Source organism: Streptomyces sp. NBC_01669 (assembly GCF_026339735.1).
GTDB lineage: Bacteria > Actinomycetota > Actinomycetes > Streptomycetales > Streptomycetaceae > Streptomyces > Streptomyces yanii.
On record NZ_JAPEQG010000001.1, the window covers coordinates 397,792 to 413,238 of the forward strand.

The following is a 15,447-nucleotide window of genomic DNA, read 5'->3' on the forward strand; positions in this document are numbered from 1 at the left end:
CATGCACGTCCTCGTGGTGCACAACCGCTACGCCTCGGCGCAGCCGAGCGGGGAGAACAAGGTCGTCGACCAGGAGGTGGCACTGCTGCGCGGGGCCGGCCACCGGGTCGAAGTGTTCGAGCGGCGCAGCGACGACATCGCTGCCCGATCCCTGCTGAGCAAGGTCGCGGTACCGCTGCTGGTGCCGTGGAACCCGGCGGTCCGCAAGGAGCTCGCCGCCCGGCTTCGCACCGAGCGGCCGGACGTGGTGCACGTCCACAACGTCTTCCCGCTCCTGTCGCCGGCGGTGCTGGCCGCCTGCGCCGACGCCGGTGTGCCCGCCGTCGCCACGCTGCACAACTACACCCAGGTCTGCCCGCCCGGCACGCTGCAGCGGGACGGCCGGCCGTGCACCGAGTGCGTCGGGTCCGCTCCGCTGCCCGCCGTCCGGCACGGCTGCTACCGGAGCTCCCGGCTGGCTACGGTGCCGCTCGCGGTCAGCCTGTCGGTCAACCGACGGCGGTGGTGGTCCGGCGTGGAGCGGTTCTTCTGCATCTCCGCGGCGCAGCGCGACGTCCTGGTGCGGGCCGGCATGCCGGCCGAGCGGCTGGCGGTGAAGCACAACTTCGTGCCCGAACCGGGCGCCCGCCGAGATGGCGATGGCGAGCATCTGCTCTATCTCGGCCGGCTCGCGGAGGCCAAGGGCGTGCGGCTGCTCATGGCCGCGTGGGACGAGATCGCCGTCGGCGGCGGTGTGGGCGTGCCGCTCGTGGTCGCCGGCGCGGGGCCGCTGGAGCGAGAGGTGACCGCCTGGGCGGCGGGCCGGGACGACGTGCGGTACGTCGGCCTGTACGACCAGGCGGAGTGCCGGCAGGCCATCGCGCGGTCGATCGCCGTGGTGGCTCCCTCCACGTGGCTGGAGGCGTTCGGCCTGGTGGTCGTGGAGGCGATGGCGGCGGGGGTCCCGGCCGTCGCCGCCGGTCACGGCGCCTTCGTCGAACTCGTCGAGGACGGGGTGACCGGGCTGCTGCACCGGCCGGGCGAGCCCGCCTCGCTCGCGTCCTGCCTGCGCCGGATCACGGCCGAGACGGCCCGCAACCGGGAGATGGGCCAGGCGACCCGGCGCCGTTACGAGCAGCACTTCAGCCCGGCCGTCGGGCTGGAGCGCCTGGTGGAGGGATACCGCACCGCGATCGCGGGTCGGTCCGGCGGCGGGGACAGCGCGCCGCCGGTAGGGAACGAAAACGCTGGCTCGCGGCGGGGCACCCGCGCGAGCAGAGATGGGGGCAGTAAATGACACGATGCCGACTCTGCGGCTCGGCGGCGATGGGGAGCGTCGTCGATCTGGGGACGACCCCGCCGTGTGAAAGCTTTCTCGCCGCGGACCAACTGGACCTGCCGGAGCCGGCGTACCCGCTGCATCTGCGGGTCTGCACCGACTGCTGGCTCGCGCAGATCCCTCCGCTGATCACGCCGGAGGAGACGTTCACGCAGTATGCCTACTTCTCCTCCTACTCGACCTCCTGGGTGGAGCACGCGCGCACGTTCGTCGCCGACGCCGTACAGCGGCTGGGTCTCGGCCCCGACGCCTTCGTGGTCGAGGTCGCGAGCAACGACGGGTACCTGTTGAGGCATGTGGTGGACCGCGGGATCCGCTGCCTCGGCATCGAGCCGTCGGTGAACGTCGGTGCCGCGGCGCGGGACGCGGGTGTGCCCACGCTCACGGAGTTCCTGGACCCGGAAACCGGCGCCAACGTCCGCGCCGAGCACGGCCCGGCGGACCTGGTCGTGGCCAACAACGTGTACGCGCACATCCCCGACGTGGTCGGGTTCACCCGGGGGCTGCGCGCCCTGGTCGCCGACGACGGCTGGGTCTCCATCGAGGTGCAGCACCTGCTGACCCTGATCGAAGAGAACCAGTACGACACGATCTACCACGAGCACTTCCAGTACTACACGGTCGCGTCCGCGATCCGGGCGCTGGCGAGCGGCGGACTCGCGCTCGTGGACGTCGAGTTGCTGCCCACGCACGGCGGATCCATCCGGCTGTGGGCCCGGCCGGCCGAGGTGGCCGGCGAGCCGACCCGTCGGGTGGCCGACGTGCTGAACCGGGAGAAGGCCGCCGGGCTGCAGGAGCTGTCCGGGTACACCGAGTTCTCCGCTCGGGTGGCCAAGGTGCGCCGGGACCTCCTGCGGTTCCTCATCGAGGCGGCCGAGCGCGGCGAGACGGTCGTCGGCTACGGCGCCCCGGGCAAGGGCAACACCCTGCTCAACCACTGCGGCATCCGGCCCGACCTGCTCCCGTACACGGTCGACCGCAACCCCTACAAGCACGGCAGGTTCACCCCGGGCACCCGCATCCCGATCCTGCCGCCCGAGCAGATCAGCACCGACAAACCCGACTACGTCCTCGTCCTCCCGTGGAACCTGCGGGCCGAGCTGGTCGAGCAGCTGTCCTTCGTGCACGAGTGGGGCGGCCGGCTGGTCTTTCCCATTCCGGAACTGAGCATTGTCGAGGTCAAGCCATGAAGGTCGTTCTGTTCTGCGGCGGTTACGGGCTGCGTATGCGCAACGGAGCCTCCGACGACACGCCCAAGCCGATGGCGATGGTCGGCCCGCGGCCGCTGATCTGGCACGTCATGCGCTACTACGCACACTTCGGGCACACGGAGTTCATCCTGTGTCTCGGGTACGGGGCTCACCACATCAAGAACTTCTTCCTCAACTACGAGGAGACGACGTCCAACGACTTCGTGCTGCGGGGCGGGCGGACCGAGCTGCTGTCCACCGACATCGCCAACTGGACGATCACGTTCGCGCAGACCGGCATCGAGTCACCGATCGGGGAGCGGCTGCGCCGGGTGCGGCACCACCTGGACGGCGACGAGATGTTCCTCGCCAACTACGCCGACGTGCTCACCGATGCCCCGCTGCCGGAGATGATCGACCGGTTCGCCCGGCGCGACGCCGGTGCGTCGATGATGGTGGTGCCGCCGCAGTCCTCGTTCCATTGCGTGGAACTGGGCGAGGACGGCCTGGTGGGAGGCATCACCGCGGTGAGTGACATGCCGCTGTGGGAGAACGGCGGCTACTTCGTGCTCCGTCAGGAGGTCTTCGACCACATCCCGGAGAACGGGGACCTGGTCGCTGACGGTTGCGCCCAACTGGCCAAGCGCGGACGGCTGGTGGCGCACCAGCACCGCGGCTTCTGGAAGCCGACCGACACCGTGAAGGAGCGGGCCGCGCTCGACGCTGCCTACGCCCAAGGCGACCGCCCGTGGACCGTGTGGGAACGGGACGGCGCGGGGGCGAGCGCGACCGGCAGCAGGCACGGTGCCGGAGCGAGGGCGTGATCCGGCTCGGGGCCCGGCGCCTGGACAGGATCGTCGCGGTGGGCGCGCACTGCGACGACATCGCCATCGGCGCCGGCGGCACGCTGCTGACGATGTGCCTCGCGCGGCCGGGTATCCGCGTCGACGCGCTGGTGCTCTCCGGCGGTGGCAGCGAGCGGGAGCAGGAGGAGCAGGCCGCGCTCGCCGCCTTCTGCCCGGGCGCCGACCTGCGGCTGACCGTGCACAAGCTGCCGGACGGCCGGCTGCCCGCGCGCTGGGACGAGGCCAAGGCCGCGGTCGAGGAGCTGCGCGCGGGAACAGAGCCGGATCTCGTGCTGGCCCCGCGCACCGATGACGCGCACCAGGATCACCGCGGTCTGGCGAAGCTGATGACCACCGCGTTCCGCGACCACCTGGTGCTCGGCTACGAGATCGTCAAGTGGGACGGCGACCTCGGCCGTCCGGCGGCGTACCAGCCGCTGTCGCCGGAGATCGCCGAACAAAAGGTGCGGCTGCTGCAGGAGCACTACCCCTCGCAGCAGCACCGGCCCTGGTACGACCGGGAAGCCTTCCTCGGGCTGGCCCGGATCCGTGGTATCGAAAGCAACGCGCGCTACGCCGAGGCGTTCGCCGTCACCAAACTCACTCTCGACCTGGAGGAATGAACCTTGCGCGTACTGCTGACCGGGCACCAGGGCTACCTGGGAACCGTGATGGCCCCGGTCCTCACGGCCGCCGGGCACGAGGTCGTCGGGCTGGACGCCGGCCTGTTCGCCGACTGCGTGCTGGGCCCGCCGCCCGCGGACCCGCCGGGGCCGCGGGCGGACCTGCGCGACGTCACGGCCGAACACGTGGCCGGGGTGGACGCCGTGATCCACCTGGCCGCCCTGTCCAACGACCCGCTGGGATCGCTGGCGCCGGAACTCACCTACGACATCAACCACCACGCGTCCGTACGGCTGGCCCGGCTGGCCCGCGAGGCCGGAGTGCGGCGCTTCCTGTACGCGTCGACCTGCTCGGTCTACGGCGCCGCCGGCGGCGACGACCTGGTGGCCGAGGACGCCCCGCTGCGCCCAGTGACGCCGTACGCGGAGTCCAAGGTGCGGGTGGAGGACGACCTGCACGCGCTCTGCGACGGCGACTTCAGCCCGGTATTCATGCGCAACGCCACCGCCTTCGGCTACTCACCCCGGCTGCGCGCCGACATCGTGCTGAACAACCTGGTGGGCCACGCGCTCCTGTCCGGCGAGGTGCTGGTGCTCTCCGACGGCACCCCCTGGCGCCCGCTGGTGCACGCCGCCGACATCGCACGGGCCTTCGCGGCCGCGCTGGTCGCGCCGCGGGAATCGGTGCACGACCGGGCGTTCAACATCGGCAGCGAGATCAACAACGTCACGGTCGCCGAGATCGCCGAGCAGGTCGCCGAGGCGGTATCCGGCTCGAAGGTGGTGATCACCGGGGAGACCGGTGCCGATCCGCGGTCGTACCGGGTGGACTTCTCCCGGTTCCGCGCCGCGGTGCCCGGCTTCGACTGCGAGTGGACGGTGAAGCAGGGCGCGCTCGAACTCGCCGACAACTACCGGAAATACGGGCTGACCCGGGAAGACTTCGAGCGACGCTTCACCCGGCTGGCCGTGCTGCGCGCGGCGTCCGACGCCGGCGCCGTCGACGACACCCTGCGGTGGCGCCGATGACCGCGGCCGGTGAAGAGATGCACGCGCTGGTGGAGCGGTTGTACCCGCTGTGCCGGAGCATCACCGGCGACGGTGTGCGCGCCACCCTGGAGATCGTCGGCGAGTACGTCCCGCTGCAGGTGCACGAGGTGCCGACCGGGACGCAAGTGCTCGACTGGACGGTGCCGCAGGAGTGGAACATCCGGGACGCGTACGTCGCCGACACCGCGGGCAATCGGGTCGTCGACTTCGCCGCGTCCAGCCTGCACGTGCTCGGCTACAGCGTGCCGGTGTCGGCGACCATGCCGCTGGCCGAGCTTCGCGCGCACCTGCACACCCTGCCGGACCACCCGGCCTGGGTGCCGTACCGCACCAGCTACTACAAGCCGGAATGGGGGTTCTGCCTGGCCCAGGAGACCTTGGACGCGCTGCCGGACGGCGAGTACGAGGTGCGCATCGACTCCACGTTCGCGGACGGCCACCTCACCTACGCCGAGCACGTGGTCCCCGGGCAGGTCACCGACGAGGTGATCGTCTCCTGCCACGTCTGCCACCCGTCGCTGGCCAACGACAACCTGGCCGGCATCGCGGTGGCGACGTTCCTGGCCCGGGCGCTGGCGCAGGCACAGGAAACGCCATACTACACCTACCGGTTCATCTACGCGCCCGGCACCATCGGGGCGATCACCTGGCTAGCCCGCAACGCGGAGCGGGTGGAACGGGTCAAGCACGGCCTTGTGCTGGCCTGCGCCGGCGACCCGGGCCAACTGACGTACAAACAGAGCAGACGCGGCGACGCGGAGATCGACCGGGTGATGCGGCACGTGCTTGCCGCCTCCGAACGCCCGCACCGCGTCGCCGAGTTCACTCCGTACGGCTACGACGAGCGGCAGTTCTGCTCGCCCGGGTTCGATCTCGGCGTGGGCTCGCTCAGCCGGACCCCGTACGCCGGGTACCCCGAGTACCACACCTCGGCGGACAACCTGGACTTCGTCTCCCCGGAGGCGATGGCGGACACTCTCGCCGTCTGCCGCGAGGCATTCGCCGTCCTTGACCGCAACCGGCAGTACGTCAACCTCAGCCCCTACGGCGAGCCACAGCTGGGCCGGCGCGGGTTGTACGACTCGCTCGGCGGCCGCAGCGACGCGAAGCAGGCCCAGATGGCCATGCTCTGGGTGCTCAGCCTCTCCGACGGCGAGCACAGTCTGCTGGACGTCGCCGAGCGGTCCGGGCTGCCGTTCGATACCGTCGCCGCCGCGGCCGGCGCCCTGCACGGCGCCGGGCTGATCAAGGGATGACGCCGATGACCATCGAGGGGGAGAAGGCGACGGCATCGGCCGGATCCGCCAGGCGGGCCCTCGTCGGTCGGCTGTCCTGGGGACTGGCCGACCAGGCGGCCTCCAGCGTGAGCAACTTCGTGGTGGGCATCTATGTGGCCCGCTCGCTGGGGGTGACCGCGTTCGGCGTGTTCAGCCTCGCCTGGGTGACGTACGGCGTGGTGCTCAACGTCTCCCGCGGGCTGGCCACCGATCCGCTCGTGGTGCGCTTCAGCGGCGTTCCGGACGCGTCCTGGCGCGGGGCGGTGGCCTGGTCGACGGGTACCGCACTCGGCATCGGGGCGGCCCTCGGCGCGGCGTGTCTGGTGGCCGGGCTCGGCCTAGGCGGCCGCGTGGGGCCTACGTTCGCCGCCCTTGGTGTCATGTTGCCGGGGCTACTGCTCCAGGACGCCTGGCGGTTCTCGTTCTTCGCCGCCGGCGCCGGGCGGAAGGCGTTCGTCAACGACGTCGTGTGGGGTGTCGCGCTCGTCCCGGCCATAGTGGTGGCGGTTCGTGTGGGCAGCGTGGCCGCTTTCGTGCTCGCCTGGGGCGCGTCCGCCACGGTGGCGGCGGGGTACGGCTACATCCAGTCCGGCATCCGGCCCCGGATGACCGAGGCGCGCGGGTGGCTTCGCGAGCAGCGCGATCTCGGCTACCGGTACCTGGTCGAGAACGTCAGCCTCAGTGGCGCGAGCCAGCTGCGGGCGTACGGGCTCGGCGCGATCGTCGGGATCGGCGCGGTGGGTGCGGTGCGGGGCGCCGAGCTCCTGCTCGGCCCGTTCCTGGCGGTGCTCATGGGGCTTTCGCTGGTCACGGTCCCGGAGGCGGCACGGGTGCTACGGCAGGCCCCGCACCGGCTCGGCACGTTCTGCATCCTGCTGGGCGGGGGGCAGGCCGCCGGCGCGCTGCTCTGGGGCGCGGCGCTCCTGCTGATGCCTGGCCGGCTCGGCGAGCTGGTGCTCGGCGGCGTCTGGCACTCCGCCTCGGAGCTCATCGTGCCGGTCACCCTCGGCGTCGCGGGCACGGGCCTCGGCACCGGCGCGGCGGCCGGGCTGCGCGCGCTCGGCACGGCCTGGCGCAGCCTGCGCTGCCAGTTGTTCGCCTCCGCCTGCTATGTCAGCGGCGGGCTCGGCGGGGCGGCCGCCGCCGGCACGGTCGGCTCGGCCTGGGGGGTCGCCGCCGCGACCGTCAGCGGCTCGGCCGTGTGGTGGCTGCAACTGCGGTCCGCCCTGCGCGAGCGCCACCGCAATCCCATCCCCGAAGTGAGGACCTCATGACTGCCCAACCCAGGCTGAGCATCGGCCTGCCCGTGTACAACGGCGAGGAGTACTTGGCCGAGTCGCTCGACGCCCTGCTCGGCCAGACCTACGAGGACTTCGAGCTGGTCATCTCCGACAACGCCTCGACCGACGGGACCCAGGAGATCTGCCGCAAGTACGCCGCGCGGGACTCGCGCATCCGGTACCTCCGGCTGCCCCGGAACATCGGCGCCACGCCGAACCACAACCATGTGTTCGCCGAGTCCCGCGGCGAGCTGTTCAAGTGGGCCTCGCACGACGACCTGTACGGCCGGGACCTGCTGCGGCGCTGCGTCCAGGCGCTGGACGAGCGGCCAGACATGATCCTCGCACACACCGGCCAGGCGGTCATCGACTGCGACGGCCAGGTGAGGGTCCCCTACGAGTACGGGCTCGCCACCGCCTCGCCGCACGCGCCGGAGCGCTTCCGCAGTCTGTTGTTCGAGCCGGGTGGCGACGACTTCTACGGGGTGATGCGGGCCGACGTGCTGCGCCGGGTGAAGCCGATGGACAGCTACCACCACGCGGACCGCACGTTCGTCGCCGAGATCGGCCTGCACGGGCCCTTCCACCAGGTGCCGGAACTGCTGTACTTCCGCCGCGACCATCCCACCCGCGCCGAACGGGCGAACCCGTCCAAGCGCTCCCGGTGCGTCAACCTGGACCCGCGCCGGGCGGGCCCGCTGCACCCCACGCCCCGGCTGCTCGCCGAGTACGTCTGGGGCTTCGTCGCGGCGATCCGGCGGGCGCCGTTGTCCCCGGCCGACCGGCGCGCGTGCTACCGCCGCCTGGCCGCATGGATGACCAGCCGGGTCCGGCCCGGCGCCGGCGAGCGGGTCGAGGACCGCGCCCCGGTCTCCCCGGACCGGCTCACCGTCTCCGTCGACGCCCTCGTCGCCGGTCGTGAGGGGAGGCAGGCATGACGCCCGCGAACGAAACCCCGGTGCGCGTCGGGGTGTTCGGTCTGCTCGGCTCCGGCAACCTCGGCAACGACGGATCGCTCGAGGCCGTGCTCGGGTACCTCCGCGCCGAACACCCGGAGGTGGTCGTGGACGCGCTGTGCGGCGGACCCGAGGCCGTGACGACCCGGTTCGGGATCCCCGCGACGCGGCTGCACTGGTACCGCGGGGAGTACCGGACCGCGTCGCGTGCGAGCGCGATCGCGGCGAAGGGGCTGGGCAAACTCGTCGATGTCTTCCGCACCGCTGCCTGGGTGCGCCGGCACGACGTGGTGATCGTCCCGGGCATGGGCGTCCTGGAGGCCACGCTGCCGCTGCGGCCGTGGGGCTTCCCGTACTCGCTGTTCCTGCTCTGCGCGAGCGGCCGGCTGCTGCGCACCCGGGTGGCGCTGGTCAGCGTAGGCGCCGCGACGATCGGCAACCGGCCAACCCGGGCCCTGGTGCGCTGGTCGGCGCGGCTGGCCGCATACCGGTCGTACCGGGACGCGCAGTCTCGCGACGCGATGCGGGCGATGGGCGTGGACACCGCGCGCGACGAGGTCTACCCGGACCTCGCGTTCGCCCTGCCGACGCCGCGGGCGAGCGCGCCCTCGGACCCGTCGGCCCCGCCGGGCCCGGTCTGCGTCGGCGTTATGGACTTCCACGGCGGCAACGACGATCGCGCTCGGGCCTATGAGATATACCGGCGCTACCTCGACGGGACGATCCGGTTCGTCCGCGCGCTGGTCGAGGAGGGCAGGGCTGTCCGGCTGCTCACCGGTGACGAGTGCGACGCGTCGGTGGTCGCCGCGATCCTCGACGCTGTGGACTCGCCGCTGGTCACCGCTGCCGAGCCGTCCTCACTGGCCGACCTGATGAAGGAGATGGCGGCTGCCGACACCGTGGTGGCGATCCGGTACCACAACCTGATCTGCGCGCTGAAGACCGGTACGCCGGTGCTCGCTCTCTGCTATGCAGCGAAGAGCGACGCGCTCATGGCGGAGATGGGCCTTGGCGCGTACTGCCACCCGGCGCGCGAGGTCGACGCCGACCGGCTGCTCGAGCAGTTCCGTGCGCTGGAGAAGCGTTCGGCCGAGCTGCGGCAGACCCTCACCGAGCGGAACCTGGCCGCCGCCCGGCGACTCGAGCACCAGTTCAACTCCTTGACCGCGGCCCTGTTCCCTGCGGCCGACCACGCCCACACCTTGCGGAAGGCTCCATGAAGGCGACCCAAGTCCCGGAGATCACCGGCGCGTACCTGTTCGAGCCGACGCCGTACGCCGACGAGCGCGGCTTCTTCTGCCGCACCTTCGACGCCGACGTGGTCCGCTCGGTGGGCCTCGACCCGGACGCCTTCGTTCAGGACAGCCTGTCCCGCTCGGTCCGGGGCGTGCTGCGCGGCCTGCACCTGCGCTCCGGCGCCGGCGAGGCCAAGCTGGTGCGGTGCTCGTACGGGAGGATCTTCGACGTCGTCGTGGATCTGCGGACGGACTCGCCGACATACCGCAGCCGGGCCTTCTTCGAGCTGTCCGACGAGACGCAGGTGACCCTGTACATCCCGGCGGGGTGCGCGCACGGCTTCCAGGCTCTGACCGAAACCGCCGACGTCTCGTACCGGATCGACCGCCCGCACGATCCGGCCGAGGACGTGACGATCGCCTTCGACGACCCGGAGCTCACCATTCCCTGGCCGCTACCGGTCACATCGATGTCCCAGCGGGACCGGGAGGCGCCGAGCCTCGCCGAAGCCCTGCAGCAAAAAGAGAGTTGAGGTTGGCGTGGAAACCGAAGGCACCGAAGAGTTCCTCCTGCCCCGGTCGCGGATGGCGAACGAGCGGCTGCACGCCATGATCCCCGGGGGCGCGCACACCTACGCCAAGGGCGACGACCAGTACCCCGAGAACCTGGCCCCGGTCATCAGCCACGGCCGCGGTGCCCACGTGTGGGACATCGACGACAACCGCTACGTCGAGTACGGCTCCGGCCTGCGGTCGGTCAGCCTCGGCCACGCCCACCCACGCGTGATCGAGGCGGTGCGGCGGGAACTCGACCGCGGCAGCAACTTCGTCCGGCCGTCCATCGTGGAGGTCGAGGCCGCGGAACGCTTCCTGGCCACGGTGCCGACCGCCGAGATGGTGAAGTTCGCGAAGAACGGCTCCGACGTCACCACCGCCGCGGTGCGACTCGCCCGCGCCGTCACCGGGCGCCCGCGGGTGGCCATCTGCGGCGACCATCCGTTCTTCTCCGTCGACGACTGGTTCATCGGCACCACGCCGATGTCCGCCGGTATTCCGGCGGCGACCACCGAACTCACCGTGGCGTTCCCTTACGGGGACCTGGCCGCCACGGAGGAGCTGCTCACCCGGTACCAGGACGAGGTCGCCTGTCTGATCCTCGAACCTGCCGGTCACACCGAGCCGCCGCCCGGGTACCTCGCCGGCCTGCGCGAGCTGGCCGACCGGCACGGCTGCGTACTGATCTTCGATGAGATGATCACCGGCCTGCGCTGGTCCGAGGCGGGCGCCCAGGGCCTGTACGGCGTCGTCCCCGACCTCTCCACGTTCGGCAAGGCACTGGGCAACGGGTTCGCCATCTCCGCGCTGGCCGGGCGCCGCGATCTGATGGAGCGGGGCGGGCTGCGTCACTCCGGCGACCGGGTGTTCCTGCTGTCCACCACGCACGGTGCGGAAACGCACTCGCTGGCCGCCGCGATGGCCGTGCTCACCACCTACGTCGAAGAGGGCGTCACCGCGCGGCTCCACACCCTCGGCGAGCGGTTGGCCGCCGGTGTCCGCGACGCCGCGGCCGGCATGGGCGTCGGCGACCACATCGTCGTCCGAGGCCGGGCCAGCAACCTGGTCTTCGCCACCCTCGACGAGAACCGGCAGCCGTCGCAGCAGTACCGCACCCTGTTCCTGCACAGGCTCCTCGCGGGCGGGGTGCTGGCCCCGTCGTTCGTGGTGAGCAGCGCGCTCAGCGACGCCGACATCGATCACACCGTCGACGTGGTGGCCCAGGCATGTGCGGTGTACCGGAAGGCACTGGACGCCGCAGACCCCACCCCCTGGCTGGCCGGACGACCGGTGAAGCCCGTATTCCGCCGCCTGGCGTGACGTGACGTCAGCGACGCTCCCGCCGAACGGCGTCGGCCATCCCATCGACCAGCCGGTCAGCCATCCGGTCGACCAGCCACGCGGTCGCCGGAATCACCGCCAGCGCGGTGCACCAGCCGCCGAGGACGTCGGTCGGGTAGTGCGCGCCCAGGGCGACCTGCGCCCAGCCCATGGCGGCGCCGGCAACCAGCGCCGCGGCGAGGACGAGTAACGTGCCGGCCGTCCTGCCGAGGCCGAGCAGGCCGGTCGCGAGCAGCGCCACCACGAGGGCGAGCGCGGTGAGGAAGGCGGTGTGCCCGCTCGGGTAGGACAGATTGCCGCCGTGGATGGTGCGTCCCACCAGGTACTTCAGCAGCGTCGCCGCCCCCACGGCCATGGCGACGCCGGCAACGATGAGCACCGCTGCGCGAGGACGCCGAAGCAGCAGGCAGCCCGTCACGGTGGCCACGACCAGCGTCGCCGCTCCCACGGGCTCCCCCAAGAAGTCCATGGCCAGGGCGATGTTCCGCCACGGCGACCGCACACCGTCCACCGCCGACTGGATCCACACGTCCACGCTGCCGGGCTCGCTGTGGCCGGCGTACAGGACCCCGAGCACGACGACCACCAGCGCGGCGAGGGCCGCGATCAGCCCGAGCCACGCGCGCAGCGATGGGGGCAGCACCGCGGGCGCCGGCCGGCCGGTCACATGCCCACCGCGTCCGGTCGACCTGCGGTGGTTTGCCGTGATCGGTGGATGGTGTTCCGGGTCTTGACTTCTTGAGGCAGGGTGAAGGTGCGGCCCTTCATCGGACCGGTGGGCAGCCATGAATCAGCGCCTTCCTGTTTCCGACCGCGCCCCACGACGGCGGGGCGTTGTTCCCGGACGACTCCGGTGACCGTAAGTCCGGGCACGCCACGGCCTTTGTGTCCCGTCAGTACCCCGGCTCCCGCGGGCAGATCCGAAACGGCATGGTCGCGACCACCACCGCGCGGGCCGATGAGCGCGTGCACTACCCGCCGCACACCGTCGCAGACCATCCGACAGATGCGATGCACCTGGCCCCGTCGGGACCTACGCCATGTCGCCCCCGCCGCTACCGCGATGCCGCGCCCACGAGAACTGACAATACAATGCGGTCGCGGCAAACCGCCGTTGGATAGTCCGCGGGTCAACACTCCGCGAATTTCGGTTCCGGATCGATTTTCCGTACCGGAGCCACGGAGTGTCGCCGAAACCGCGATCGTGATACGTCGTGGATGACGCCTTCCTGCAGGACTCCGGCTGCGCAGCGGCCGCTGTCTTGGCTTCAGGGACGCTACGAAACGGGATGCGGCCAACCTCGTCTGGGCTCGACTCCACGAACCTTCCCTCTCCAAGCCCGCGCAAGGCGAACGTCCTTGACTTCTTCCTGCCAGCGGTGCACGGCGCTCACCTCCGGGCGCCGAGACTCCACCGATTCCGGCTTACCCGCAAGCGTCATGAGAGCGTCAAGAATCGTGAACAAACCCCGCCACCGACGCCGTCCCCATCGTGGGTCTGACCGCGAATCCCCAGGTCGGAACGGGTTCTCGGGCCGAACTGGCCGCTCGATCGCAGGTCTCGATCGCATGTACGGACGGAAACAGGTCGCACGACTACCACACGTCGCGAAACCGCAGGTCAGGCACCCTTGTTCGCAGGTTCGAGGATGGCCACGCACTCCACGTGCGAGGTCATCGGAAACAGATCGACCATCACGGCGTCCCACTCCCCCTCAAGCTCACTCAACGGGCCCCAGCCGCTGTCTGCCGGCGTCCGCGTCTCATCGCGCCGCCTCCTCCCTCAACCGTTGTCAGAGGTATGGGCAAGATCAGCCCACCGAACAACGCTGTACAACGACAAGGGGGCGCCTTGGACGACGATGTCATCCTGCGAGGACCGCTCGGGAAGATGGCGGTAGCCGAAGCCGCCCCGGCGGGGTTGGCCCCGGCGGACCTCTATGTGGGAGCGATCAGCTGGTGGTCCACAGCCGTCTCCCCCGCGGTTTCGATCGTCTCCTGGCCCAGCGCCCCGCTGACGGTCTGGATGTCACACGTACATGACGACGCGTCTGACGGGTCCCGGCTCGTCGATGTCCTGCGCCGCCACCTCGGAGGCCCTGCTCCGCTGGCGACCCATCACAACGTCACGAACGGCAAGGTGTACAGCGCAGCGGTTCATTCCACCCGCCGGGCGGAGAACACTGGTACGGGCACCTCCGCGCTTCTGCTGACCGGCTCTCCGTTCACGACCGGTCCCGGCAGTTCCTGGAGGAGTCCCCTCCAGGAACTCCATACGCGCACGGCGTGGGACGGTCGGCACTTCATCCCTACCCGGGGCTTCAGGCGCTACCGAGCCGCCGGGCGAACCGCTCCCCCGTATGTCGGCGCCCTGTGGACGCCCGCCCTCCGGGCGAGGCGCGGCTTTCTGTCCACGGATGCCGCCACCTGGTCTCGTGTCCTGCACTTTGCCCAGCGCAGCGCGCCTGCCCCGCAGGAGACAGTGTCGTCGGACAGTTGGAAGCGCGGCGTGGCAGAGGCATACCGCTGGGCCTTCCACACCCGGCCGTGCCTTACCTACACCCCTCCCGCAGGCAAGATGCGGGACATGATCAGACATGCGGAGGTCAGGTGCGACGCCATGCTCCTCGTCAATGCGCCGCCCTGGACGGCGCCGCTCCCCACCGGGCGACGCTTCATGACCGACCCTGCAGAGCCCCGACGGGTTCGCGTCACCAGTCCCCGATAAAATGGGCGAGTCGGGAATGTCCGCTTCAAGCAAGGGTGCGGAGCCATCCACCCGCTCAAGGCCGAGGCGGCCGACCGATCTGGAAGGGCACCGTTATGGCCAAACAGATCACGTACCGCCGAGTTTACGAGCAAGCTGCGCCGAAGGACGGCAAGCGCGTGCTGGTCGACCGGGTCTGGCCCCGGGGCATGCGCAAGGAGGACGCGCATCCGGGCGAGTGGCTGCGTGATGTCGCCCCGTCCAGCGAACTGCGCAAGTGGTATGGCCATGAGCCCAGCCGCTTCACCGAATTCCGTCGCCGCTACCTGGCAGAACGGCACGACACCGGGCATCACGAGGCGGCCGAGCATCTGCGTGACCTGGCAACACACAACAAGCTCATGCCGCTGACCGCCACCAAGGATGCGGACCATATCCAGGCCGCTGTTCTCGCCGAGTGGCTGGCCAAGAGCCGGTGACCATCACGCGGGACACCAGCGGTGACGGTCTCCGTCATCCGCGCCAACCGGTCCGTGGCAGACCGCGATCGGGATGTGGGTTGATCGTCCAGGCCTCATCGTGCTGGCGGATCCTGCGCCGTCCAAAGAAGTGAAGAGGGATGGCCATGCGAACGAACATCGTCCGGCACGAGAGCATGATCGTGAGCTATGACGTGGTCGACGGCTGGACCGTTGTGGAGGTCGACGGTGAGGTGGACGCCCATACCGCGCCCATGATCCGCGAAGCGGTGATCAAGCTTCTCGATGAGGGACACCGCCACTTCGTCCTGGACCTGGGCTTCGTCGCCTTCATGGATTCGATGGGGTTGGGCGTGATCGTGGCGATCACGAAACGCATCCGTGAACACGAGGGCTCGCTGCATATCGCGTCCGTGTCGAGCCGGGTGCTCAGGATCTTCGACCTCAGCGGCATGCGCGAGAGCTACGAAATCTACCCCTCGGTGGCGGAAGCGGCGCAGTCAGTCCCCTCGCCCGGCAGCCTCGCGCACTGGCCGCATCCCACCTCGGACTGAGGAACGCGCGGCGTCGCCGAGCCGGGTGTCCAGATGG

At 70.7% G+C, this 15,447-nt stretch carries 16 protein-coding genes; 15 read left to right on the plus strand and 1 reads right to left on the minus strand.

Annotated features, from left to right (window positions below):
• The first annotated feature begins 1 nt into the window (after position 1).
• The 11 genes from OG972_RS01865 to OG972_RS01915 are packed head-to-tail and all read left to right on the plus strand — an operon-like array spanning position 2 to position 11,649.
• A complete protein-coding gene (locus OG972_RS01865; protein ID WP_266977934.1) occupies positions 2-1,276 on the plus strand; it encodes a glycosyltransferase in 1,275 nt (424 codons plus the stop codon).
• Positions 1,273-2,508: a class I SAM-dependent methyltransferase gene (locus OG972_RS01870; protein ID WP_266977935.1), complete on the plus strand. Its 1,236-nt coding sequence runs from the start codon at positions 1,273-1,275 to the stop codon at positions 2,506-2,508. Before OG972_RS01865 ends, OG972_RS01870 begins: the two co-directional genes overlap by 4 nt.
• Positions 2,505-3,332 (plus strand): glucose-1-phosphate cytidylyltransferase, encoded by an 828-nt coding sequence (locus tag OG972_RS01875; protein ID WP_266977936.1) that lies wholly within the window; start codon positions 2,505-2,507, stop codon positions 3,330-3,332. The genes OG972_RS01870 and OG972_RS01875 overlap by 4 nt, the downstream gene beginning before the upstream one ends.
• On the plus strand, positions 3,329-3,976 hold the full coding sequence (locus OG972_RS01880) for a PIG-L deacetylase family protein (protein WP_266977937.1): 648 nt from the start codon (positions 3,329-3,331) through the stop codon (positions 3,974-3,976). The genes OG972_RS01875 and OG972_RS01880 overlap by 4 nt, the downstream gene beginning before the upstream one ends.
• Positions 3,977-3,979: 3 nt before the next feature.
• Entirely contained in the window at positions 3,980-5,005 is a 1,026-nt protein-coding gene (locus tag OG972_RS01885; RefSeq protein ID WP_266977938.1) for an NAD(P)-dependent oxidoreductase, read from the plus strand.
• A complete protein-coding gene (locus OG972_RS01890; protein ID WP_266977939.1) occupies positions 4,993-6,282 on the plus strand; it encodes a DUF4910 domain-containing protein in 1,290 nt (429 codons plus the stop codon). The genes OG972_RS01885 and OG972_RS01890 overlap by 13 nt, the downstream gene beginning before the upstream one ends.
• Positions 6,283-6,287: 5 nt before the next feature.
• A complete protein-coding gene (locus tag OG972_RS01895) occupies positions 6,288-7,577 on the plus strand; it encodes a hypothetical protein (RefSeq protein WP_266977940.1) in 1,290 nt (429 codons plus the stop codon).
• Positions 7,574-8,521: a glycosyltransferase family 2 protein gene (locus OG972_RS01900; protein ID WP_266977941.1), complete on the plus strand. Its 948-nt coding sequence runs from the start codon at positions 7,574-7,576 to the stop codon at positions 8,519-8,521. Before OG972_RS01895 ends, OG972_RS01900 begins: the two co-directional genes overlap by 4 nt.
• The gene (locus OG972_RS01905; RefSeq protein WP_266977942.1) at positions 8,518-9,759 is read left to right on the plus strand and encodes a polysaccharide pyruvyl transferase family protein; all 1,242 of its coding nucleotides are present in this window, start codon (positions 8,518-8,520) and stop codon (positions 9,757-9,759) included. The genes OG972_RS01900 and OG972_RS01905 overlap by 4 nt, the downstream gene beginning before the upstream one ends.
• Positions 9,756-10,307, plus strand: coding sequence for a dTDP-4-dehydrorhamnose 3,5-epimerase (rfbC, locus tag OG972_RS01910; protein WP_266977943.1), 552 nt, complete (start codon positions 9,756-9,758; stop codon positions 10,305-10,307). Before OG972_RS01905 ends, rfbC begins: the two co-directional genes overlap by 4 nt.
• A gap of 7 nt (positions 10,308-10,314) precedes the next feature.
• Positions 10,315-11,649, plus strand: a complete 1,335-nt coding sequence (locus tag OG972_RS01915; protein ID WP_266977944.1) for a glutamate-1-semialdehyde 2,1-aminomutase — start codon at positions 10,315-10,317, stop codon at positions 11,647-11,649.
• Positions 11,650-11,656: 7 nt separating this feature from the next.
• Here the strand turns inward: OG972_RS01915 and OG972_RS01920 are convergent, their stop codons facing one another.
• Positions 11,657-12,337, minus strand: a complete 681-nt coding sequence (locus OG972_RS01920) for a phosphatase PAP2 family protein (RefSeq protein ID WP_266977945.1) — start codon at positions 12,335-12,337, stop codon at positions 11,657-11,659.
• Positions 12,338-12,471: 134 nt separating this feature from the next.
• Between OG972_RS01920 and OG972_RS01925 the strand changes: the two genes are divergently transcribed.
• From OG972_RS01925 to OG972_RS01940, 4 genes are all read left to right on the plus strand, one after another.
• Positions 12,472-12,792 (plus strand): transposase, encoded by a 321-nt coding sequence (locus OG972_RS01925; RefSeq protein ID WP_266990221.1) that lies wholly within the window; start codon positions 12,472-12,474, stop codon positions 12,790-12,792.
• A 730-nt stretch (positions 12,793-13,522) separates the two neighbouring features.
• Positions 13,523-14,398: a hypothetical protein gene (locus OG972_RS01930; RefSeq protein WP_266977946.1), complete on the plus strand. Its 876-nt coding sequence runs from the start codon at positions 13,523-13,525 to the stop codon at positions 14,396-14,398.
• A 95-nt stretch (positions 14,399-14,493) separates the two neighbouring features.
• Entirely contained in the window at positions 14,494-14,856 is a 363-nt protein-coding gene (locus OG972_RS01935) for a DUF488 domain-containing protein (RefSeq protein WP_266977947.1), read from the plus strand.
• A 140-nt stretch (positions 14,857-14,996) separates the two neighbouring features.
• On the plus strand, positions 14,997-15,410 hold the full coding sequence (locus OG972_RS01940) for an STAS domain-containing protein (protein ID WP_266977948.1): 414 nt from the start codon (positions 14,997-14,999) through the stop codon (positions 15,408-15,410).
• Positions 15,411-15,447 lie beyond the last annotated feature (37 nt).